The 21,928-nt window shown below is 44.8% G+C and carries 22 protein-coding genes; all 22 read right to left on the bottom strand.

The features are described from left to right. Nucleotides 1-20: 20 nt before the first annotated feature. The 22 genes from fliY to dprA all read right to left on the bottom strand — a co-directional run bounded on the left by fliY (nt 21) and on the right by dprA (nt 21,766). Nucleotides 21-1,295, bottom strand: a complete 1,275-nt coding sequence (fliY, locus tag MKZ13_RS11450; RefSeq protein ID WP_150367668.1) for a flagellar motor switch phosphatase FliY — start codon at nt 1,293-1,295, stop codon at nt 21-23. Next, nucleotides 1,285-2,283 (bottom strand): flagellar motor switch protein FliM, encoded by a 999-nt coding sequence (gene fliM, locus MKZ13_RS11445; RefSeq protein WP_221824176.1) that lies wholly within the window; start codon nt 2,281-2,283, stop codon nt 1,285-1,287. Before fliM ends, fliY begins: the two co-directional genes overlap by 11 nt. 40 nt (nt 2,284-2,323) lie before the next feature. Next, nucleotides 2,324-2,785: a flagellar basal body-associated FliL family protein gene (locus MKZ13_RS11440; RefSeq protein WP_339184059.1), complete on the bottom strand. Its 462-nt coding sequence runs from the start codon at nt 2,783-2,785 to the stop codon at nt 2,324-2,326. Further along, complete coding sequence (locus MKZ13_RS11435) at nt 2,785-3,006, bottom strand: flagellar FlbD family protein (protein ID WP_076208897.1); 222 nt, start codon at nt 3,004-3,006, stop codon at nt 2,785-2,787. Before MKZ13_RS11435 ends, MKZ13_RS11440 begins: the two co-directional genes overlap by 1 nt. Nucleotides 3,007-3,074: 68 nt before the next feature. Beyond that, nucleotides 3,075-3,890: a flagellar basal body rod protein FlgG gene (gene flgG, locus MKZ13_RS11430; RefSeq protein ID WP_047842482.1), complete on the bottom strand. Its 816-nt coding sequence runs from the start codon at nt 3,888-3,890 to the stop codon at nt 3,075-3,077. Between the two features lie 81 nt (nt 3,891-3,971). After that, on the bottom strand, nt 3,972-4,355 hold the full coding sequence (locus tag MKZ13_RS11425; RefSeq protein ID WP_221824178.1) for a TIGR02530 family flagellar biosynthesis protein: 384 nt from the start codon (nt 4,353-4,355) through the stop codon (nt 3,972-3,974). Then, on the bottom strand, nt 4,352-4,909 hold the full coding sequence (locus MKZ13_RS11420; RefSeq protein WP_221824179.1) for a flagellar hook capping FlgD N-terminal domain-containing protein: 558 nt from the start codon (nt 4,907-4,909) through the stop codon (nt 4,352-4,354). Before MKZ13_RS11420 ends, MKZ13_RS11425 begins: the two co-directional genes overlap by 4 nt. 19 nt (nt 4,910-4,928) lie before the next feature. After that, nucleotides 4,929-6,317, bottom strand: a complete 1,389-nt coding sequence (locus MKZ13_RS11415; protein WP_339184054.1) for a flagellar hook-length control protein FliK — start codon at nt 6,315-6,317, stop codon at nt 4,929-4,931. A gap of 37 nt (nt 6,318-6,354) precedes the next feature. Then, nucleotides 6,355-7,296: a kinesin gene (locus MKZ13_RS11410; protein WP_339184051.1), complete on the bottom strand. Its 942-nt coding sequence runs from the start codon at nt 7,294-7,296 to the stop codon at nt 6,355-6,357. A gap of 43 nt (nt 7,297-7,339) precedes the next feature. After that, entirely contained in the window at nt 7,340-7,792 is a 453-nt protein-coding gene (gene fliJ / locus MKZ13_RS11405) for a flagellar export protein FliJ (protein WP_339184049.1), read from the bottom strand. A gap of 11 nt (nt 7,793-7,803) precedes the next feature. Beyond that, entirely contained in the window at nt 7,804-9,123 is a 1,320-nt protein-coding gene (fliI, locus tag MKZ13_RS11400) for a flagellar protein export ATPase FliI (protein ID WP_036609365.1), read from the bottom strand. After that, on the bottom strand, nt 9,110-9,973 hold the full coding sequence (locus MKZ13_RS11395) for a FliH/SctL family protein (protein ID WP_339184047.1): 864 nt from the start codon (nt 9,971-9,973) through the stop codon (nt 9,110-9,112). Before MKZ13_RS11395 ends, fliI begins: the two co-directional genes overlap by 14 nt. After that, nucleotides 9,966-10,982 (bottom strand): flagellar motor switch protein FliG, encoded by a 1,017-nt coding sequence (gene fliG, locus MKZ13_RS11390; RefSeq protein ID WP_047842476.1) that lies wholly within the window; start codon nt 10,980-10,982, stop codon nt 9,966-9,968. The genes MKZ13_RS11395 and fliG overlap by 8 nt, the downstream gene beginning before the upstream one ends. Nucleotides 10,983-10,993: 11 nt before the next feature. After that, on the bottom strand, nt 10,994-12,577 hold the full coding sequence (gene fliF, locus MKZ13_RS11385; RefSeq protein WP_036609370.1) for a flagellar basal-body MS-ring/collar protein FliF: 1,584 nt from the start codon (nt 12,575-12,577) through the stop codon (nt 10,994-10,996). Between the two features lie 137 nt (nt 12,578-12,714). Next, nucleotides 12,715-13,026, bottom strand: coding sequence for a flagellar hook-basal body complex protein FliE (gene fliE / locus MKZ13_RS11380; protein WP_017689190.1), 312 nt, complete (start codon nt 13,024-13,026; stop codon nt 12,715-12,717). A gap of 57 nt (nt 13,027-13,083) precedes the next feature. After that, entirely contained in the window at nt 13,084-13,533 is a 450-nt protein-coding gene (flgC, locus tag MKZ13_RS11375; RefSeq protein WP_017689191.1) for a flagellar basal body rod protein FlgC, read from the bottom strand. Between the two features lie 6 nt (nt 13,534-13,539). Next, nucleotides 13,540-13,947, bottom strand: a complete 408-nt coding sequence (flgB, locus tag MKZ13_RS11370) for a flagellar basal body rod protein FlgB (protein ID WP_076208905.1) — start codon at nt 13,945-13,947, stop codon at nt 13,540-13,542. Between the two features lie 986 nt (nt 13,948-14,933). After that, a complete protein-coding gene (gene hslU, locus MKZ13_RS11365) occupies nt 14,934-16,334 on the bottom strand; it encodes an ATP-dependent protease ATPase subunit HslU (protein WP_076208906.1) in 1,401 nt (466 codons plus the stop codon). 116 nt (nt 16,335-16,450) lie between these two features. Further along, nucleotides 16,451-16,993, bottom strand: a complete 543-nt coding sequence (gene hslV, locus MKZ13_RS11360; protein ID WP_062833786.1) for an ATP-dependent protease subunit HslV — start codon at nt 16,991-16,993, stop codon at nt 16,451-16,453. Nucleotides 16,994-17,019: 26 nt separating this feature from the next. Beyond that, nucleotides 17,020-18,357: an FADH(2)-oxidizing methylenetetrahydrofolate--tRNA-(uracil(54)-C(5))-methyltransferase TrmFO gene (gene trmFO / locus MKZ13_RS11355; RefSeq protein WP_339184042.1), complete on the bottom strand. Its 1,338-nt coding sequence runs from the start codon at nt 18,355-18,357 to the stop codon at nt 17,020-17,022. 62 nt (nt 18,358-18,419) lie between these two features. Further along, nucleotides 18,420-20,519 (bottom strand): type I DNA topoisomerase, encoded by a 2,100-nt coding sequence (topA, locus tag MKZ13_RS11350; RefSeq protein ID WP_237175966.1) that lies wholly within the window; start codon nt 20,517-20,519, stop codon nt 18,420-18,422. A gap of 116 nt (nt 20,520-20,635) precedes the next feature. Then, nucleotides 20,636-21,766 carry a DNA-processing protein DprA gene (gene dprA, locus MKZ13_RS11345; protein WP_339184038.1) on the bottom strand — a complete coding sequence of 377 codons (1,131 nt, stop codon included), beginning with the start codon at nt 21,764-21,766 and terminating at the stop codon, nt 20,636-20,638. Between the last annotated feature and the right edge of the window lie 162 nt (nt 21,767-21,928).

Raw genomic sequence — 21,928 nt, 5'->3', positions numbered from 1 at the left:
AAGTCCTCCCTAAATTGTGCTTATTGTAATTTCTGAATTCGGTCCCATTGGCTAACGATATCTATAACACGAACACCAAAGTTTTCGTCAATAACGACAACTTCTCCCTTGGCGATCAGTTTGTTATTCACCAAAATATCGACAGGTTCCCCGGCTAACTTATCCAGTTCGACAATCGAACCCTGTGACAGTTCCAAAATATCTTTAATTTGCTTCTGGGTCCTTCCTAATTCTACGGTGACCTTAAGGGGAATGTCCATCAATAAATTCAAATTGTTTTCGTCTACCTGACCATACGCCCCGTTTTGCAAATTGGCGAATTGAACTGGTTGTACGTTAACATTCCTATTTGGCATTCCACCGTAATGTTGAGGTGCACCATAAGGTTGCTGCGGGGGCATGCCATACGGCTGCTGTGGCGGCATTCCTTGAGGCATACCCATCGGGGCCTGTCCATATCCGTTATAGTCCTGAGCAGGCTGTTGTGGAGCCTGTGGAGCCTGTTGGTGTTGAACGGGCGGCTGCTCTGCAACCGGTGGCGGCGTTGCTGGTACAGCTGCTGGCGCAGGTTCAGGTGTTGATGCCACTGGTGCGCTGGCAGTTGACTCCTGAGCGCCTCCAATCAGCATGTCTACCATGTTTTTGGCAAAATGCACTGGTAGCAACTGCATCAGATTGGAATCGATCAGATCCCCGATTAATAAGCGAAATGAAACCTGGATGAGCGTCTCATCTGCTGGAAGATTACTTACACCCTCTCCACTCTCCAGATTGAGAATATCGATACCCGGAGGGGAAATATTCACAAAACGATTAAAAATCGTGGACATTGAGGTTGCAGAGGAACCCATCATCTGGTTCATCGCTTCCTGTACCGCACTAATATGGATTTCATTCAGTTCTTCATCGACCGGATTTCCTTCACCACCCAGCATCAAATCAGCGATGACTTGAGCATCTCTCTTCTTGATAACAAGTGAGTTAATGCCTTCGAATCCATCCACGTAATTCACATGAACGGCAACATGCGGCTTAGGAAAAGCTTCTTCAAACTGCGTTCGACTAATGATAGAAACTTTAGGTGTTGTAATATCTACTTTGAGGCCTAATAGCGTGGACAAGGCTGTTGCCGCGCTACCAAATGTAATGTTACCAATCTCCCCCAAGGCATCCTGCTCCAGCTCGGTCAAAAAATCATCAACCGTCTTTTCGGCGGGTTCCGAGCTGTTTATCGATTCCGATTGCCTGAGCAAAGCATCGATTTCTTCCTGGGATAAATAATCCTTACTCGTCAAATTCTTCAACTCCTTCGGTGACAATCTCGTCTATTTGCACAGCCACACGGTCCTTGATTGTCCCCGGACTGCCCATGTATTTCAGTTTGTCACCCACTTTAATGGAAAGTCCCTCATCAACTGGTTTGTTCAACGTAATGACATCACCAACGGACAGACCCAGAAATTCTGCAATTGAAATTCTCGATTCTCCCAATTCCGCAACGATGGGTAACTTGGCTTTGTTCACACGCTCTTTTAGAGCATCATACTCCTCCGGAGCTCTCGTTTTCTTCTCCGAAACAAACCACTGATGAGTTGACAACCGTGACATAATAGGTTCAAGAACGACATGCGGTATACATAGATTGATCATGCCTGTCGTGTCACCAATTTTGGTACTGAGCGAGATCAGAGCAATGGTCTCATTGGGAGATACAATCTGCATAAATTGCGGATTGGTCTCGAGCGCTTCCATCCTCGGGGTAATATCCAACACGGTCTTCCATGCTTCTTGCAAACTTTCAAATGCACGGCTGAATATTCGTTCCATGATGGTCGTTTCAATCTCCGTCATCGATGCAATCTTTGTTGGAGCACTCCCGGTTCCACCAAGAAGGCGATCCAACATCGCATATCCCACGTTTGGATGGACTTCCATCACCATTCGTCCCTGTAGTGGCTCCGCTTCAAAAATGTTCAATATCGTCATCTTAGGAATAGAACGGATAAACTCATCATAAGGCAACTGTTCGACCTGAACGACATTGATTTGAACGAACGTCCGCAGTTGGGCTGAAAAATAAGTGGTGAGAAAGCGTGCAAAGTTTTCGTGAATACGAGTCAAGCTTCTGATATGGTCTTTGGAAAAACGCACTGCCCGCTTAAAATCGTACGATCTAATTTTCTTCTGAGTTTCTTCCTTCTTCAATTCTTCTGCGTCCATTTCACCAGAAGAAAGGGCTGCTAATAGGGCGTCAATCTCATTTTGTGATAATACATCCACCATGTTCTCACCCCCTTACAGGTCTACAGCATGTTCTGTTCATTTACATCGTTGCTATCACAATGTCTGAAAAACTAGTGCTTTTCAATTTCGGCTCAGGCAATGCCTCATTAATTAGACCTGTCAGTTTCTCATTGAATTGTTTCATACCCTTGGCCGAATTCAGTTCCTCAGCCTTGGTGTCTGCAAGTGCCTGAATAATAATGGGCTTCACCGTAATGCTTTTGATTTTTTCAAAATCTTCTTTGGCTGTTTTGTCAGATAACTTGAAAGAAAAACTAACCATAATAATACGATCCGGATCGGCCAGATTCGTTTTAATCTGTGCAAGCTCTGACGATACTTCTACAATTTCATCCGCAGTCATTTTTTTTTCTTCAGTAGCTGCCGCCGTATGTGTGTCGTCCTTATTTCCGTTCTGTCCTTGCATAAATACAAACACAACCACCACAATGAGTGTTATCGCCAGCAACATTGTTGCAAGCCAGGGCATCATTTTTTTCATCAGGATTCCTCCGTTTGCTGCACTTTAATAGTGGCTGCCTGAACCCCGATTTCACGGTTGTAATCTTTAATCTTGGAAATAACGTCATCGGCTTTTTCAAGCACAATCAGTCTCTTTCCAGTTACCAGAGTAATATACGTATCCGGCGTCTCTTCCACAATTTCAACCATCAGCGCATTTAACCACATGGGAGAACCATTTAACCGCGTAACCGAAATCATGCTAAGCCCCCTTGATCAGAGTGGGAGGAGCAAGCTCCCCCACGTTTTAAAAATTCATTAATCAGCTATTAACGTTTCAGGTTAACAACTTCCTGAAGTATTTCATCCGACGTTGTAATGATCCGGGAGTTTGCCTGGAATCCACGTTGAGCTACAATCATCTCAGTAAACTCTCCTGTCAGATCCACGTTAGACATCTCGAGCTGTCCAGCAATGATTGCTCCTGTTCCGTCCTCAGCACTGTTCGCTGTTAATGGTTCCAGCGCCCCATCCGGATTCGCGTTTGCTGTCATACGGTACAAGTTGCCCCCAATTTTCTCAAGGCCTTCTGGATTGACAACTTTACCTATTCCAAGCTGTGGACCTGCTTCGATGGTTCCGTCTGCCATGGTTTGGTTAATTGTTCCATCCTGACCTATCGTGAAGGAAACCACATCATCCGGTATCGTAATATTTCCACCACCATTATCCAGAACAAACAATCCATCCGAAGTCAAAAGGTTACGTGCAGCATCCACATGGAAATCCCCTGCACGAGTCAGGTAAGGTATTTCCTGATCTTCACTCAAACGTACCAAGAAGAATCCATCTCCATTAATCCGAAGATCTGTTGGATTATTCGTTGTCATTGGGCTACCTGCCAGATGCAGCGTATCAATTGAACCTACCGTTACACCAAGACCGATTTGTTTCGCATTGACACCACCACTTGCATCGCCAGGGGCAGTTACCCCTGCCGTTGTTTGGCTCATAATATCTTTGAACATAACCCGACTGCCTTTGAAGCCAACCGTGTTTACGTTCGCAATATTGTTACCAATTACGTCGAGTTTTGTTTGGAAACCCCGCATCCCGGAAACGCCTGAGTACATTGATTTTATCATTTTAAAAAATCCTCCCAGTCTTCATTTGGTTACCGCATCAGTCGGTCAGCGGCATTCCGGCTCCCGAGAAGGGCCAGCCGGTTAAGAAATGATTACGGCACTATCAATCTGAGTGAACACATTATCCTTCATGCTCTCACTATCCATAGCTGTAACCACAGTACGATTTTTGACATTGACGATAAAAGCCATATCCTGCATTAAAATCAATGACTCTTTGGCTCCTTTAGCAGCAGCTTTGTCCAAAGCAGAACCAATCTGTTCCATTTGCTCGGTCTTGAGTTCAATACCACGCTGTTCCAATCGTTTGGCAGCATGATTGCTCAATTTCAGAAGATTATCTTCCAGCACCTTTGCAAAAGGTTTTTCGGGTATGACCGAAGCTTCTCCCGTTTTGGGTCTTTGAAGCATATTCGGTGTAATCGGGCCTGCGTATAATTGTCCAACCGTTATGCGATCACTCATATCGTTTTCCCGCTATCTTCCGTGTCACCCGTTTCAGTGGATGATTCAACTGGCTGGCTCTCGTTCGTTTCAGGGGTTACGTCCTGAACGTTCTGTACCGGAGTTTGACTCTCTTCTGCCTGTTTTGGATAATTCACCTGAATGATCTCATCCAGCTTAATCTCGTCTTTGCCCACTTTTGCGTATTGAACGCTATCTCTTACAATGATGGAATCTACAATACCCTGGCGAAGAGTTCCGTTATCATCTTTATTAGAAGAAAGCCAACTTACCTCCATGCCAATCATGCCGGATACAGCACCAAGTGACTGGTTCAATGTTTTGAGCTGGGTAGAAATATTGACCAGTTGTTCCACTGAGCTGAACTGTGCCATTTGAGCGATAAATTCCTTATCCTCCATCGGCTGCATCGGGTCTTGATTTTGCAGCTGGGTAATCAGGATTTTTAGAAACTGATCTTTACCCAATTCTTTTGTTGCAGCACTTGTAGTTGCTTTATTGGCTGCCGAATAGTTCGGCCAGGTATTATTCGTTGAAACAATTTCATTAGCCATTTGCTCACCTCATTTCTGTTTAAGCCTTAGCACTAAATGTATCTCTCTGTAATTCATTTCCTTCGACTTGCTCGCTACGCCAGTTACGCAATTCTTCTTGAATTCCTGCTGTAGCTATAGCATCATCCGATTGTTCCTCACGCTCACGCGAACGGCGTTGTTGCTGAGAGTTACTTCCCGGCTGACGGCCTCCGTCCTGATACATCTGTGATCCGATTGAACTGTTCTGAGTAACCTCAAGTCGTTCCACTTGAATTCCCTGGGCTTGAAGTGAAGAACGTAGCTGCGTCATTTGTTGTTCAAGCATGTCTTTAGCCATCGTGTGCTCAGTCATAAACCGTGCAACCAACTGCCCGTTCTGCAAGGTAATTTGAACATCCAACTTCCCTAGATGCTCAGGCCGAAGTGAGATGGTCGCCTCGGAAAATCCTTTTTGCTGGACAATATCCAGCTTGTTAACAACAAACTGTGTCATTTCCTTGGCAAACTGTGATGTTTGCATTACAGGTTCAGCCGGTTTTCCTGCTGTTGTACCTGATGAACGCAAGGACAGCTCTCCTGCAGTAATGATGGTTGAGTGTTCCACTTCTCCACCTGCATTTGAAGCAGATGTGGTAACAGCCTCATCTTTCACCTGGGTTCCAGAATTCGCCACTGCCGCAACAAGAACTTGTGGTACAACAGAATCCTGTTTGGATGATTGAAGCGAAGTATTTGGAGCGACTTGTGCAGACTGATCCTTAACTGCAGTCAATGTATCCAGTATGGATTTCAGTTCAGTCCATCCTTTGTTACTCGCGGTATCCACTCCAGCCTCTTGAAGCTGACTCTGCAGAGATTGTAACAAATGTTTGAATTCAGGAGCGTTCTTCGCAACGTTACTCTCAGGATCATTCATTCCAGCTACTAATTGTGTAAGCATATCTTGCAGAACAAAACGTACTGCTGCCGGATGCTGCGACAGTTCAATTGCGGGTACTGTATTTACGCTTTCCGCTCCGTTCGAAGACTCGTCAGAACCTTCTGTGTTAGTACCTGAAGGATTACTTAATTGTGTATACAGCTGTTGAATCAGAGTTTGCAAACCTGCAAGTAGGGATGGGTCATTTTCCAAAGCTTCGTCAAGTGAATCCAAGTCCGTGAACAACGAATTCAGTATAGCCGTGATTGATGCCGCTTCTCCTTCTTCACTTGTAGCAAAGGAAAACACCAACGGATTGGCAGTTAAGCTTCCAGTAGCGCTTGAACTATCACCTTCTGTGTTTCCTCCAGATAACGATTGTGCAAGAGTTTGGAGAAATTCACCGCTAGCACCTGCAGCTGAACCTTTAGATTGTGCTCCGGTTGTCTGACCTGCTCCTGTTGCTTTTGCAGATGCTGTGGATGCCATTTGATATACAATCGACATTTATTTTCACCTCCTCTCGGTTATACAGTAATCAGTTCTACTTGTTGCCCATTAATTTGTTCAAAATTTTTGCAGTTTCAACCGAGTCCTCTGAAGACATGTTCTCAAGCAATTGAGAGCGTGTTGCATCATCTACTGAATTCAGGATGGTCAATGTTTTGTCAGGACTTAGCTTGTATGTTTCCAATAATAGCTTGGCACCACTTGAAGCAGACATCGAAGCAAATGTTTGACTAAGCTGGTTTTTATCCAGGTTTTTGCTTGTGGTTGTGGATGCAGTTGAAGTTGCTGCGGTTTCTTTCTTCAATCTGGATTGCAGCGCATCCAGTGCCAGATCCCCGGACGGTTTGGCATCCTTCATCATCATGGTGACATCGGCTGCTGTTTTCGGGTCCATCTTTTCAAGCACCTTGGTCCGAGCAGATGACTGCATGGCATTCAACAACAATACCATTTCCTCATTCGTCATATTTTGCAAAATCGGTGCAGCTTTGCTTGGACTCATGTCCGCATACATTTTAGCCAAATCTTTGATTTGCTTTTGATAATCGGATTCCGTTTCCGGCGTTGCTGCCGTAGCTGTTTCAGCCACTTTTTCCGCATCATCCAACTTCTTCTGAAGGTCCGTTGCTTTCTTCGCTTCAGTTGTTGTCGCTTCCTGTGCTGCCTTAAGTTCTGTTTCTTTTGCCGTAACTTGGGACTTCAGCTTTTCGATTGTGGCTTCAGCACTTTCAACCTGCTGCTCACTTTTCTCCAGCTTATCTTTCTCAGGGTCCAGCACAGGATCAGGTACCCATTCCTTAACTACCGGGATCTTGTTGGCGAATTCAAACAAATTATTACGAATATCTACATTAAAAAGCGTAAGCAATACGCCCAGCAATACTACGGTGAATACAATCGGGATGGAAATCATGAGAAATTTTTCCCAGCCGCCTCCCGATTCTTTTTCCATGTCGCTATCGTCTTTAACAGCCATCGTTCATTCCTCCTTCACGAGACAACTTCGCGTCCGGCTCACATCAATTCGCGCGTCCGGCTTTGGCAGCGAAGCGTACAGTAGCCATCTCGTCCAGATCGTTCTGTTCCCGGAGGAGCATATCCTGCTGAAATTTGATCTTGGCCTTGTCTCTCGCTCCAAGCCATACTTTTTCATCAACCATCTTACCGTTCAGAAACGTCTGATTCCGCTGCACATTGACCTGAGCATGTTTAACATCATTGTTTTTACGTGAAATGCACTCGTCAAGATGATGTACATATCGCTGCATCTCCTGCAGACTGTTTATAGACGCTGTATTTTCCGTAGCAGATTGAATAATCCCGACCAGATTATTTCTATCGTTCAGAAGTTGTATCAGATGTTCTTCCTCCGTCTGAAGTTTACCGATCGCTGTGGATAACATCCACTCTGCCTGTGTTTTTTCATTACTCTTCAGGTCAACAACTTTCTGGAAATGATATCGAAATTTCATCGCTTAACCATTCATCTCCTTGCAAATTCAAGAATCAAACGTTCCTGCACTTCACTTAAGGTGACTTTCTCGTCGACTTTCTGCTTGGTAAAGTTCCATATACTATCAATCTGGTCTATGGATTCATCTATGGCTGCATTTGATCCCCGCTGGTAAGCTCCAATATTGATCAAATCTTCAGATTCTTTGTACACAGCCATCAAACGTTTCATATTATTAACGGCTTCCAGCTGCTCTTCCGGAGCAATATCTTTCATAACACGACTTATGCTGGCTAACACATCGATCGCTGGAAAATGACCTTTATTTGCAATGGATCGGTTTAACACAATGTGGCCATCCAATATACCCCTCACCGCATCGGCGATCGGTTCGTTCATGTCATCCCCATCAACCAGAACGGTGTAAAAGGCTGTAATCGAACCGGTAGGTCCTGTACCCGCCCGTTCAAGAAGTTTGGGCAAACTCGCAAAAACCGATGGCGTATATCCTCTCATTGCCGGAGGTTCACCTACGGCCAGACCAACTTCCCTTTGTGCCATCGCATATCGGGTTACCGAATCCATCATGAGCATCACGTTCATTCCACGATCTCGGAAATACTCTGCAATAGTGGTAGCAATAACTGCTCCCTTAATCCGAATCAGGGCAGGCTGATCTGATGTTGCAACAATGACTACGGAACGTTCCAATCCTTCTGGACCCAGATCCCGTTCAATAAAGTCACGTACCTCACGTCCACGCTCACCTACAAGCGCGATGACATTGACATCCGCCGCGGTATTACGAGCGATCATGCCCATCAATGTACTCTTACCAACACCAGAACCGGCAAAAATACCTACACGCTGTCCCTTACCTACGGTCAGCAATCCATCGATAGCCCTTACACCAACACCCATCGTTTCAAGTACACGTGGACGATCCATTGGATTGACCGGAGTATTGGAGGTAGAATACATCGGCATTCTGGATGGGAGGAGGGAACCGTCCAGCGGTTGTCCAAGTCCGTCCAATACTTTACCGAGCAATTCAGAGCCTACCTGAACACCGAGTGGTTTACCCGTACCTACTACATCGCAACCAGGGCCGATGGATTGAAGTTCACCCAGTGGCATCAGCAGCACTTTGTTATCTCGAAACCCAACAACTTCGGCTTGAAGAGGCTTGGCCGATTTACCAGGATAGATATAACATACGTCACCTATACTTGCATCTGGCCCTTCTGACTCCACCATAAGACCAATGACCTGAGTAACTTTGCCGTTAATACGAACAGGATCGAATTGGCGCAAATGTTCCATATATCGCTGTGAACTAAGAACCTTCATGTTGATTTTTTCGCTCCTCATCCTCAAGTGCTATGCGGACCAGTTCTTTTTTAATCTCAGCAAGCTGTGTATCAATTCTCGCATCTACACTTCCAAACGAAGAACGAATGACACATCCCTTATCTTTGACCGTTGAATCAGGCAAAATCTGCAATTCTGCCTGAGAGTCAATAGACAGAGACAATTCTTCACGAGCTGCCTGTACAAATGTAAACTGATCAGGTGCCACACAAAGTGTGATCAAACCCTGCTCCCGTTTACGTGACAAACTCTGACGAATCAGTTCCAATGTATGATCGGGTTCAATGGTAAGTTGCTTGTCAATGACTTTCTCAGCGATCCCGCAAGCAAGCTCCACGAGGAACGGTTCAGCTTCCTGAATGATCTGATCTTTAGCTACATAAGCTTCCTTGAGCACTTCCTGGGCTTCAATCATCATCTTTTCGATCTGCACCTGGAGATTCAGTTCAGCTTGTACTTTGCCTTCATCAAAACCCTGTTGAAAACCTTGTGAACGTAGCGCTTCTGTCAGATGTTCATCCTGTTGTCGTTGTTCCTGCCACCAGCTGTCGATCTGTTCACGGGCCTCTTGAAGCATGCGCTCTGCCTCTTCTGAAGCTTCACGTACTTGCTTTTCTGCAAACTCCTTGGCATCTTCCAGCATTTCTGCGGTAAGACGTTGTGTTTCTTCGTCCACGCGTGCTTGAAGCGTTTCTGCCTCAGAACCTTCAGCACTATCACCGTATAATTCCGTTTCAGACTCCTCAGCACCACCATAATGATGGTGATTTTCAAGTTTTTTGCGGTCATCAACCGGTACATACTGGAAAGATTTAATCAAATTAGACAATGATATCATCTCCTCCACCGCGTGCGATAATGATCTCACCGGCTTCTTCCAATCTCCGTATCGTTCCTACAATACGTGTCTGAGCTTCCTCAACATCACGCAATCGCACAGGCCCCATAAACTCCATCTCTTCTTTGAATGTTTCGGACATCCGCTTCGACATGTTCCGGAACACAGCATCCCGAACCTCTTCGCTTGCCACCTTGAGTGCGAGTTGCAAATCTGCGTTGTCGATATCCCGGATAATACGCTGGATCGAACGATCATCCACATTGACGATATCTTCGAATACAAACATACGTTTTTTGATTTCCTCTGCAAGCTCTGGATCCTGAATTTCAAGCGAGTCCAAAATGGTACGCTCTGTACCCCGATCGACTCCGTTCAGAATCTGAACGATCGATTCGATACCACCCGCATTGGTGTAATCCTGCGTTACGGTAGAAGATAACTTCTGTTCCAGAACCCGCTCCACTTGAGAGATAACTTCTGGCGAAGTACTATCCATAACAGCCACCCGGCGAGCGACATCTGCCTGTTTCTCTTGTGGCAAGGATGATAGAATCGCTGCTGCCTGTTCGAATTGCAGGTAAGACAGAACCAGGGCAATCGTTTGCGGGCTTTCATTCTGAATAAAGTTCAAAATTTGATTCGGATCTGCTTTGCGCGCAAAGTCAAATGGTCTAACTTGCAGCGTAGCTGTCAAACGATTAATGACTTCAAGTGCTTTTGATGAACCCAGAGCTTTCTCCAGGATTTCTCTCGCATAATTGATACCGCCCTGAGAGATATATTCCTGCGCCAGACAGATCTGGTGAAACTCGGCCATGATCATGTCCTTTTCGGAAGAATCAACCTTGCGAACGTTGGCAATCTCCAACGTAAGTTGCTCAATCTCCTCATCACGCAGATGTTTGAAGATCTGAGCCGATACTTCCGGACCTAATGTAATCAACAAAATTGCTGCTTTTTGTCTTCCAGTCAAACCTTGACTGCTTGCCTTCGCCAATGCGTTCACCTCTATTCGTCAGCCAGCCATGTACGCAGCAGATTGACGAATTCGTCTGGCTTTTTCTTGGCCAAACTCTCCAATTGTTTGCGCACCTGACTTTCGTTCGTTACACTGTCCAGCGTAATGGACGGGAACTCTGTTGCTATTGGAAGAGGAATCTCTTCTTCTTCCACTTCGTTTTGTTTGCGGCGACGGCGTACTAACAAAATAACTACCGCTGCGATCAATGCCGCTATGAGTGCGCCTCCACCCCACATCATCGTTGAGGAAAGCTGGAAACCTGTATTGTCTGCAGAGGCAGTTTGGAATCCTTGTGACATGACTGATACTTTCTTTGTCAGATCGGCGTCACTTATTACAGTGCCTGAGTCTGCCAGTGAAGCACGAACAATGTTAACCAAAATGTTCTCAATTGCGTCCTGAACCGGTCCCTGTAATTCTGTTTCTCCATTCGGTGGTTCAACTGCAACGTTAATGGTTAAGTCTTTTACAGTATATGGACTGGAAATGATATCCTTGGCGATTCGATTAACATCGTAGTTTATAGTGCTTGATGATTCTTCAGAGGTAGAATTACCGGTTGCATCAGATGATGGGTAACCCGGAACTTCCTCTTGTCCTGTGCCAGCAACACCACCTGTTGGGTTGCTTGCGCCAGTGTAGCTCTTTTGAATCTCCTGCACACTGATCTCGATGCCTTTCATATTATCTACATCAACAGGTGTGACCAGATTTTCCTTACGTGTTTCTTTGTCAAAATTAAGCTTGGAGGCTACCAAAACATTAACTTTGTCTTCCCCTACAATCTGGGAAAGGAATTGCTTTACGTTATTCCGGACATCGTTTTCAAATTTTTTCTGTAATGCCATGTTTTCTTGAACTTCGGAAGACAACCCGCCACTGCCACCTCGGGCAGTTGGAATCAATTCTGCTTCATCTGTGTTCGTAATCGTGATGTTCTCAACAGGCAGATTAGGAATTGCAGTCTTAACCAAGTTAAAGTAGCCATCTACCGCTGCCTGATTTGGGTGATAACCCGGTTTGAATTGGAGAGCTACCGATGCTGATGCTTTGTCTTGTTCTTCTAAACCAGCAAAAATGTTATCTTTCGGCATATTAACGAGTACTTTAGCATCCTGTATTCCTTGCATCCGCTGAAGTAACTGTTCAACTTCTCCGTTTATAGCGTTGTTGTACTTTACATCAAACTCTTTATCTGTCATCCCGATAGGTGATGATGACTCCTCAAATGACTTATACCCTAATGAACCATTCTGAATAATCCCTTGAGATCCAACATTGACCTTTGCGATTGCAACACTTGTACTCGGTACGGATATGGTCTTGCCATCTGAACTTAATTTGTATGGAATGCTAGATGAATCTAGATAACTAATCACGCCCGCTGAATCACTTGCATTCAAATCTGTAAAAGCAACTTCATATTCCGTCTTGGACAATTGCATCGTGAGCACAACTGCAGCCAAAATCAGAAACAGGAAGGTGGATATAAATAATACTTTTTGCTTTTTGCTAAAACTATTCCAATACTGGGATGCCTTATCCCTGTACTGGGCGATTCTCTCATTCACTCTGTCACCCCATCCGAAACTTTGCTTAGTCTGTCCTTACTCAACCCCAGCCGTTTCATGGGTTGACGATCAGGAGCAGCATCGCAGCTGCTTTGTTGTAATGATCAGCGCTACTATCGAAGCGCAAGTAGGTTGTTTTATAACTGCGTTCGCATAACTTCCTGGTATGCTTCAACCACTTTGTTTCGGACTTGAGTTGTGAGTTGTAGGCTTAACAAGGCCTGTTCTGAAGCAATCATCACTTGATCCACATTCGCTTTGCCGACCAAAAATTGATTCGACATTTCATGCGATTGAGCCTCCTGTGCTGCAACGGACCCTAATGCATTCTGTAAGTATGTACCGAAGCTCTGAATGGTTTCGGCTGGTGTAGAAGGCTTACTTTCGGTTGCACTCTTCATCTGTAGCGGTTGTATCCCCTGTGTGCTAAACATGTTGTTCTGAATCATTAATGTCCCTCCCCTTCATCCTGGTTTGTATTTTTCTTATTTTCATTTCAAAGCAACTTATCTTCCAATCTCCAAAGCTTTGGAGATCATTGCTTTGGTTGAATTCAGTGCTGTTACGTTTGCTTCATAGGAACGGGAAGCAGAGATCATGTCGACCATTTCTTTCGCAATATCCACATTAGGCATAAATACATATCCTTCTGCATTGGCATCCGGATGAGAAGGGTCATACACAGGCTTCAAAGGTGACTGATCCTCGCGAATCTCCGTTACTCTCACGCCATCTCCTGAACCGCTACCTCTCATCTGATTTTGCAACATCGTACCAAATGACGTTTTATTCGGCTCAAGCACAACCATTTTACGTTTGTAAGGGACCGCTTCACCATTGGATACGCTCGCGCGCGTCGTCTCTGCGTTGGCAATGTTGGAAGATATAACGTCCATCCGCAACCGTTGGGCTGTCAGAGCTGAGCTACTGATACTAAAACTATTACTAATGTTCAATTTAGGTTATCTCCCTTCCACGCCAACACGCATGATTTTAATTTGTTCGTTCACTTGTTGAATATAAGCGTTATAACGCAACTGATTCTCCGCCAGAAGACTCATTTCTCTGTCTATGTCGACATTGTTTTCGTTGTTATTCATGGAGGTTGACTGGTCCATATTAACTACTGGCGTTGGTACGGAAGAGGAAGGACCTATGACAAAATGCCTTGCATCAGTTACTTTACCCTTAAGAACAGGCATATCTCCATTCATTTGCCCTTGTAACATTTCTTCAAAAGAAACGTTCGAGCGCTTGAAATACGGGGTATCGGCGTTCGCGATGTTGTCAGCAATTGTTCGCTGTCTGATATTGGACGCATCGAGTGCACCTTGCAATCTTTTAAAACTGATATCGTTTAAAAGATTCACAATCCCCCTCCTCTCTTTAGAAGTTATGGAAAAAGATTGAATCTTCTTCCTTGAAAATCCTAATGTTTTTTCGACAAAAACATTCGTCTTTACACGGTTTTCTAGGACTTAAGTAGAATTAACTCTGATGTTGTCGTATAACATAAGTTTCTTCGAGTTTGGGATATATTACAATAAGAAAAAAGCCCTATCTTTTCTGAAAGACAGGGCTTTTTGTGTATTTTCTGCAAATTATGAATTTTTTCGTAAATGTTCAGGCCCAAAACAAAAGTATGTTAATACTCTCCCTGATTGTTCTTAAACATTCTTAAAATAAAAAAAACCTTTCTCGTCTCGGCAGCACTGTATAAAGCCTGTAATTATGTATATTTTCGAAATATTCATCGTTGATAATGTTAGAATTTTTTGCCGTTAGATTAAGGGTTTAGCGACTACATGATAGGTATGCATACGAAGCTGTGTATTAATCAATTGACAAGTTATCTTTCACGAATTAAGATTTCTCACCAATTCTACACAACACTTTCTTAACAATTAAGTAGGGTTTACGTATTTTGATCCCCAGAAAACAATTGGTGACTTCGTACTTTTCTATAAATTCTTTTTTTGCGCATTTACGCAACATTTACCAATCTGTCAACTAAACCGATGCCCAGACTTGGAATAAGAAATATTCTTTTAATGGGAATGACTGGATATAAAAATTAGAAATAACTACCACTCCGATAGGTTTTAACACGCTTTGCATGCGGCACAAGTCCTAGGTTTTGTCGATCCAGACAACAACCACACATCTTTTATCGGCTATCTCATCGAAATCCTTTAGATAGAAACAAAAATAAACGATATGTCACCGGTCGGAGAGATAACCTTTTACGATTCGTCTAAGGAATGATTATCCTTCGTCGATCTCGTAAGTGTTCTCTACGGTCCAGTGCATATCGTTCATTCATTCGACCTTTTAGCAATTACATTGCAAGCCTATATCACAGGATATACTGACTTAAATCACGATCAAGTGCAATATCATTCAATTTCTCACGGACATACTCCGGAGTAATCACCATACGTTCCAATGTAAGCTCAGGTGCCTCAAAGGATAAATCCTCCAAAAGCTTTTCAAGAATTGTATGCAATCGACGAGCACCTATATTTTCTGTATTTTGATTGACGGATTCAGCCAATTTGGCAATCTCGCGAATGGCCTCATCCGAGAACTCAATCTCAATATTCTCGGTGCGCAACAGATCCACATACTGCTTGGTCAGTGCATTTTGGGGTTCAGTCAGAATGGATACAAACTCCTCCAGTGTTAGACTGCTTAGTTCCACACGAATTGGGAAGCGTCCCTGAAGCTCGGGAATCAGATCAGAGGGTTTAGCGACATGGAATGCGCCAGCTGCCATAAACAGAATATAATCCGTTTTGACAGGGCCATATTTCGTCATTACTGTAGAGCCCTCTACGATAGGCAGAATGTCACGTTGCACACCCTCACGGGATACATCGGGTCCACTACCGCGTCCTTGACTGGCAACCTTGTCGATTTCATCGATGAAAATGATACCTGTCTGCTCCGCCCGGCGAATGGACTCCTGGGTAACATCATCCATGTCGATCAATTTCCCTGCTTCTTCCTGGATCAACACTTTGCGCGCTTCTTTAATAGCGAGTTTACGTTTTTTCGTACGACGAGGCAACAAGCTACCAAACATCTCCTGCATGTTCATGCCCATCTGATCATTACCTTGACCAGCAAACATGTCCATCATGTTAGGCGCAGTGTCTTCGACATCAATTTCAATGATGTCATCCTCCAACTTGCCAGATAACAGATCAAACTTGATCTTACGGCGGCGTTCGGCAACCCCAGTATCCGGTTCTGGTTCATCCTGTTCCTGAACGTTGTTGCCATTATTCCCAAAGATCATCTCAAAGGGATTACGCTGATTCTTGGACTTAGACTGTGAAGGAGCCAAAATATGTACAATTCGCTCATTGGCCGCTTCTTCAGCTTTGTCCTTCACTTTTTCAGTCCGCTCCAGCTTCACCATCCGCAGTGATGTCTCAATCAGATCACGCACCATCGATTCAACGTCACGGCCAACGTAACCTACTTCGGTGAACTTGGTAGCTTCCACTTTCACAAATGGGGCACCTACCAGTTTAGCAAGGCGACGGGCGATCTCCGTTTTACCCACACCGGTAGGTCCAATCATCAAGATATTTTTAGGCACAATGTCGTCCTGCGTATGCTCAGGCAAAAGGCTACGCCGATAACGATTACGAAGGGCTACGGCTACCGATTTTTTGGCTTTCTTTTGACCTACAATATACTTGTCAAGCTCTGCAACAATCTGTCTCGGTGTTAACGCTTGAGTATTCATATTGCTTCCCTCCTACCAGTATGTTGAATTTATTTTACCTAACAAGGACAAAGAATCCCCTAGACGTCCTGGAGCAGATTACAGAATCATGCTCCACTACGGGAGATTTCTTTGGCTTATAACTCTTCTACAATAATATTACTGTTCGTATATACACATAGCTCCGAGGCAATCTGAAGCGATTCACGCGCAATATCTTTTGCTTCCAGGTTTACTGCATGACGTTTCAACGCACGCGCAGCAGATAAGGCAAAGTTTCCACCTGATCCGATAGCGATAACGTCATCATCAGGCTCAATAATTTCGCCGCCACCTGAGATGAGCAACATGCCTGTTTTGTCCATTACAATCAACAACGCCTCAAGCTTGCGCAAGATCCGATCCTGACGCCAATCCTTGGCAAGCTCTACAGCAGCACGCTGCAAGTTACCATGGTGCTCCTCCAGCTTACCTTCGAATTTCTCAAACAGGGTGATCGCATCCGCCACAGAACCAGCAAAGCCAGCAACAACCTGTCCGCGGTACAAACGTCTTACCTTCTTGGCTGTATTCTTCATCACAACACTTTGGCCCATGGTCACCTGACCATCTCCTGCGATTGCAGCCTTACCATTATGACGAACAGCACAGATCGTTGTAGCATGAAATGACATATCCATGATATCAGCATCCTCCCACGAATAATTTATACGCGTTCCGGAACAGTTAGACCTTCTGCCTCAGCAAAACTCGTGATGCCATCCAGTGCACGCTGTGCAAGAGCTTCATTTTTTTCCTTTTTGTTACGAATCTTCGTTTCAAGCTTCGGCAACAAACCAAAGTTTGCGTTCATTGGTTGGAAGTGCTTGAAGTCAGCAGTTGTAATATACTGAGCCATACTCCCAAGTGTTGTTTCTACGGGCAATACCACTAGTTCCTGCCCAAGTGCTGCTTTGGCTGCGTTCATGCCGGCAATAAGCCCTGATGCAGCAGATTCCACATAACCTTCTACACCCGTCATCTGACCTGCAAAGAACAAGTTAGGACGCTCTTTAAACTGATACGTCGGAAGAAGCAGTTTAGGAGAATTAATAAATGTATTACGGTGCATTACGCCATAACGAACGAACTCTGCATTTTCAAGTCCAGGAATAAGGGAAAAGACTCGTTTCTGTTCTCCCCATTTCAGATGCGTCTGGAAGCCAACCAAGTTATACAGGGTTCCAGCTGCATTGTCCTGTCTAAGCTGAACAACCGCATGTGGCAACTCTCCTGTATGAGGATTAACCAGACCTACCGGTTTCATCGGGCCAAACAGAGCTGTCTGTTTTCCGCGTTTCATCATCACTTCGATTGGCATACAGCCTTCAAAGTAGATTTCTTTCTCAAACTCTTTTAATTGAGCAACCTCCGCAGTAATGAGAGCTTCATAGAAGACATCAAACTCTTCTTCTGTCATCGGACAGTTCAGATATGCCGCTTCGCCTTTATCATAACGGGAAGCCAGATACACCTTGTTCATATCAATTGAATCTTTTTCGATGATCGGTGCAGCTGCATCATAGAAGTAGAAATACTCTTCCCCCATTAGTGCCTTGATTTGCTCAGACAATGCGGGTGAAGTCAGCGGCCCCGTTGCAACAACAACGATACCATCTTCCGGCAGAGAAGTTAGTTCCTCATTCACCACTTCGATGAGCGGATGCTGGTGCAACGTGGATGTAATCTCACCCGAAAATCCATCACGGTCCACAGCAAGTGCCCCACCTGCGGGAACTGCATGTTTGTCTGCTGCTGACAATACGAGAGAATCGAGCATTCTCATTTCTTCTTTTAACACACCCACTGCATTGGTCAATCCATTCGCACGCAGCGAATTGCTACATACCAGCTCTGCAAATTTATCCGTATGATGAGCTGGCGTTTTCACAACAGGTCTCATCTCGTATAATTTTACGCGTACGCCGCGACTTGCAATCTGCCAGGCCGCTTCTGTTCCTGCAAGCCCGGCACCAATAACGGTTACTTGTTGTTCATTTGTCAAAATCATTTACCCCCATAAAGCAATTTCATATTTCACTATAATTGAATTGATTCACATATATACTAATCCGCTGATTCGTCATCCGGTTCATCCACCGGCTCCTGATGATCACATGAAGTACACTGCAATCGTGCTCCTTTTTTGTTCCGCTTCTCAATCATTAGCGATCCGCAACTTGGACATGGTTTGGCTGAAGGTCTGTCCCATGAGACAAAATCACATTCAGGATATTTGTCACAACCGTAGAAAATACGTCCTTTTTTGCTACGACGCTCAACAACATGACCTTCCTTACACTTCGGACAAGTCACGCCGATATCCTTGATAATCGGTTTGGTATTCCGGCAATCAGGGAAGCCAGAGCACGCAAGAAACTTGCCAAAACGCCCGAGTTTATAAACCAGCGGTTTGCCGCACTTCTCACAGATCTCATCTGATACTTCGTCTTCAATCTCGATTTCTTTCATTTCTTCTTCCGCAAACTCAAGGCGCTTCTCAAAAGATTCATAGAATTCTGCGAGTACTTTGACCCAATCCTCGGAACCTTCCTCAACATGGTCAAGATCACCTTCCATGTTTGCGGTAAATTCTACATTCAGGATTTCCGGGAAAAACTCTTCCATCTGTTCGATGACCAGTTCACCAAGCTCGGTTGGCATGAATTTCTTTTCCTCTATCGCAACATATCCGCGCTTCTGAATGGTCTCCAGTGTTGGCGCATATGTACTCGGACGCCCTATACCCAATTCCTCAAGCGTCTTAACCAACCTTGCCTCCGTATATCGGGGTGGCGGTTGTGTAAAATGCTGTTTTGGCTCAATCTCCTGCTTATCAAGCACATCTCCACTTTTCAACGGAGGCAGCAGACGATCTTCATCGGTTGTACCATCGTCGTTTCCTTCAACATATACCTTCATGAAACCTTGGAACCGCACCTTCGAACCTGCTGCACGGAAAATGGTGTCCCCCGCAGCAATATCTACAGAGAGTGTATCCAGGATAGCCGAAGACATCTGGCTCGCTACAAAACGTTCCCATACCAGTTTATACAAGCGGAACTGATCGCGACTCATGAATGACTTGATTGAGTCAGGATCACGCAGAATTGAAGTTGGACGAATTGCTTCATGCGCATCCTGAGCATTAGCTGCTTTTTTGGAATAGTTTCGTGGAGTCTCAGGTGCAAATGGCTCACCATACTTACCAACGATATATTCTTTGGCTTCTTCTTGTGCAGATGCCGCAATTCGTGTGGAGTCCGTACGCATATACGTGATGAGACCTACTGTGCCTTCTTTTCCAAGGTCTACACCTTCATATAGTTGTTGGGCGACCGACATCGTCTTGGAAGCTCTGAAATTCAATTTACGCGCCGCTTCCTGTTGCAGAGAACTCGTCGTAAACGGGGCGGAAGGGTTACGGCTCCGTTCTTTCTCTTTAACTTCCTTGATCGTAAAGTCGGCTCCTTCGATCTGTTTCAAGATCGCTTGCACTTCCGCTTCACTACCCAGCTCTGTTTTGGCCCCGTTCAGTTTATGAAACTTGGCTTCAAACGGATTGCCGTCTGCTGTCAGTTTAGCGGTAATGCTCCAGTATTCTTCCGGCTCAAAATCATCAATTTCATTTTCACGATCTAAAATGATTTTTACAGCCACGGACTGAACCCGGCCTGCAGACAAACCTTTTTTCACTTTCTTCCATAATAACGGACTAATTTTATATCCAACGAGTCGATCCAGAATACGTCTTGCCTGCTGCGCGTTAACCAAATCCATATTGATTTTCCGCGGCGTTTTGAACGCATCTTTGACCGCCTGTTTTGTAATTTCATTAAATACAACCCGGCAATCTGCCGTATCGTCCAGTTCAAGGGCATGGGCCAAATGCCATGCGATAGCCTCACCTTCGCGATCCGGGTCAGCTGCGAGATACACTTTTTTCACTTTCTTCCGTGCATCCTTCAGTTCTTTCAAAATTGAACCTTTGCCGCGGATCGTAATATATTTCGGATTAAAATCATTCTCTACCTCAACGCCGATCTGACTCTTTGGCAAATCGCGAACATGCCCCATCGAAGCTTTTACGATGAACTTGCTGCCTAAATATTTGCCTATCGTCTTCGCCTTTGAGGGCGACTCCACGATTACGAGTGCATCCGCCATAGGTTCATCCTCCTCTCAGTCATGAAACTGTCATGAAACTGTTTCTGTAAGCTTATGCATAGTTAATAACTTCTGCTAATTATATATTTCCACACACTGCGTAGGTTGTAGCTTCGTCATACCCTCGCGTATTTAGTGCCTGGTAATTGGCTAATCTGCTTTTTTATGATTAAAGATAACAGAACTGAATGCAAATGTCCAAAATCCCAACCAAGCAGCTCAACTAGTTGATCCAATGATTGTTCTCCCTGTTCCAACAGATAAATCACACGTTGTTCATCTGGAGTGAGCTTAACCTCAGCGAATATCCCTCGCCCGGAAGGCTCGGTTGTTTCGGTCGAACGTCCTCTATTGTAAGGAAGTTGTTCTGCATTTGGCAAGCCCAATCGATACTCTTCCAATACATCTGCTGCACAAGTGACCAATTTGGCCCCTTGACGGATAAGATTGTGTGCTCCCCGACTTTTCGGTGATGTGATAGGTCCAGGGACTGCAAATACATCCCTGCCTGCTTCAAGCGCAGCATCTGCTGTAATGAGTGAGCCGCTGCGAATGTCAGCCTCAACAACCAATGTTCCCAGTGTCAGACCGGCAATGATTCGATTCCGTTCCGGAAATAATCCCTGGCGTGCTATTGTACCTGGTGGATATTCCGACAAAAGCAGACCTGTCTCCGCGATTCGCTCTGCGAGGCTTGTATTTTCGGGTGGGTATATATGATCAATCCCTGTTCCGAATACGGCAATCGTTTTTCCTTTAGCACGTAGTACTGCCTCATGACATACGCTATCAATACCGCGGGCAAGCCCGCTTACAATCGTCAGTCCTGCATTGCATAATTGTTCTGCCAGCTTCTCTCCAACTTTGCGCCCATACACGGTTGGCATACGAGTTCCCACCATGGCAATAGACGAATTGTGTAGCAAACTAACATCCCCTCGAGCATACATTACCCAGGGAGGCTGAACGGTTTCCTTCATTAATATGGGATAATTCTGATCCAGATAAGTAATAACCTCTATCCCCAGATTGTAAACGTGTTCTCTTTTACTCTCAATCCAATCGATAGTAAATTGGCTAGCCAAACGTGCAGCCTGATCTTTGCGCAAGCCTGCTGCGACCCAGTCGCTTTCCCCATAATTCAATAGATCGGGTAATTCATGTTGTCCCAGAATCAGTTTCGAGATCGTTTTCTTGCCAATACCCTCCATCTCATGTAACCCAAACAAGATCCATCGTTCTTCCATACCATAAACCTCCCAAAGCGGGAAGAGATCTTCCCTCATATTGTGTGTTAAGTGACCACGGAATGCAAGCGTTTACGCAGGTGGGAGACAATTCCTCCCCTTTTTGCCGTAAAAAAAACGCAAAAAAGCAACCCTTCGCCCTGTTTAAGGACAAAAGGTTGC

It is taken from the genome of Paenibacillus sp. FSL R5-0701 (assembly GCF_037973995.1).
GTDB lineage: Bacteria > Bacillota > Bacilli > Paenibacillales > Paenibacillaceae > Paenibacillus.
This window is presented reverse-complemented; position numbering and strand designations above follow the sequence as displayed.

What these genes read in the sequence shown, in the direction of transcription:
- MKZ13_RS11435 (WP_076208897.1), bottom strand. Translation starts at nt 3,006, where the DNA reads ATGATTTCGGTTACGCGGTTAAATGGTTCTCCCATGTGGTTAAATGCG.
- fliM (WP_221824176.1), bottom strand. Translation starts at nt 2,283, where the DNA reads ATGGTGGATGTATTATCACAAAATGAGATTGACGCCCTATTAGCAGCC.
- fliE (WP_017689190.1), bottom strand. Translation starts at nt 13,026, where the DNA reads ATGATTCAGAACAACATGTTTAGCACACAGGGGATACAACCGCTACAG.
- topA (WP_237175966.1), bottom strand. Translation starts at nt 20,519, where the DNA reads ATGGCGGATGCACTCGTAATCGTGGAGTCGCCCTCAAAGGCGAAGACG.
- flgG (WP_047842482.1), bottom strand. Translation starts at nt 3,890, where the DNA reads ATGATAAAATCAATGTACTCAGGCGTTTCCGGGATGCGGGGTTTCCAA.
- MKZ13_RS11440 (WP_339184059.1), bottom strand. Translation starts at nt 2,785, where the DNA reads ATGAAAAAAATGATGCCCTGGCTTGCAACAATGTTGCTGGCGATAACA.
- MKZ13_RS11420 (WP_221824179.1), bottom strand. Translation starts at nt 4,909, where the DNA reads ATGGCTAATGAAATTGTTTCAACGAATAATACCTGGCCGAACTATTCG.
- MKZ13_RS11415 (WP_339184054.1), bottom strand. Translation starts at nt 6,317, where the DNA reads ATGTCGATTGTATATCAAATGGCATCCACAGCATCTGCAAAAGCAACA.
- fliJ (WP_339184049.1), bottom strand. Translation starts at nt 7,792, where the DNA reads ATGAAATTTCGATATCATTTCCAGAAAGTTGTTGACCTGAAGAGTAAT.
- hslV (WP_062833786.1), bottom strand. Translation starts at nt 16,993, where the DNA reads ATGGATATGTCATTTCATGCTACAACGATCTGTGCTGTTCGTCATAAT.
- MKZ13_RS11410 (WP_339184051.1), bottom strand. Translation starts at nt 7,296, where the DNA reads ATGGCTGTTAAAGACGATAGCGACATGGAAAAAGAATCGGGAGGCGGC.
- dprA (WP_339184038.1), bottom strand. Translation starts at nt 21,766, where the DNA reads ATGGAAGAACGATGGATCTTGTTTGGGTTACATGAGATGGAGGGTATT.
- MKZ13_RS11425 (WP_221824178.1), bottom strand. Translation starts at nt 4,355, where the DNA reads ATGAGTGATCGCATAACGGTTGGACAATTATACGCAGGCCCGATTACA.
- fliI (WP_036609365.1), bottom strand. Translation starts at nt 9,123, where the DNA reads ATGAAGGTTCTTAGTTCACAGCGATATATGGAACATTTGCGCCAATTC.
- hslU (WP_076208906.1), bottom strand. Translation starts at nt 16,334, where the DNA reads ATGAATACTCAAGCGTTAACACCGAGACAGATTGTTGCAGAGCTTGAC.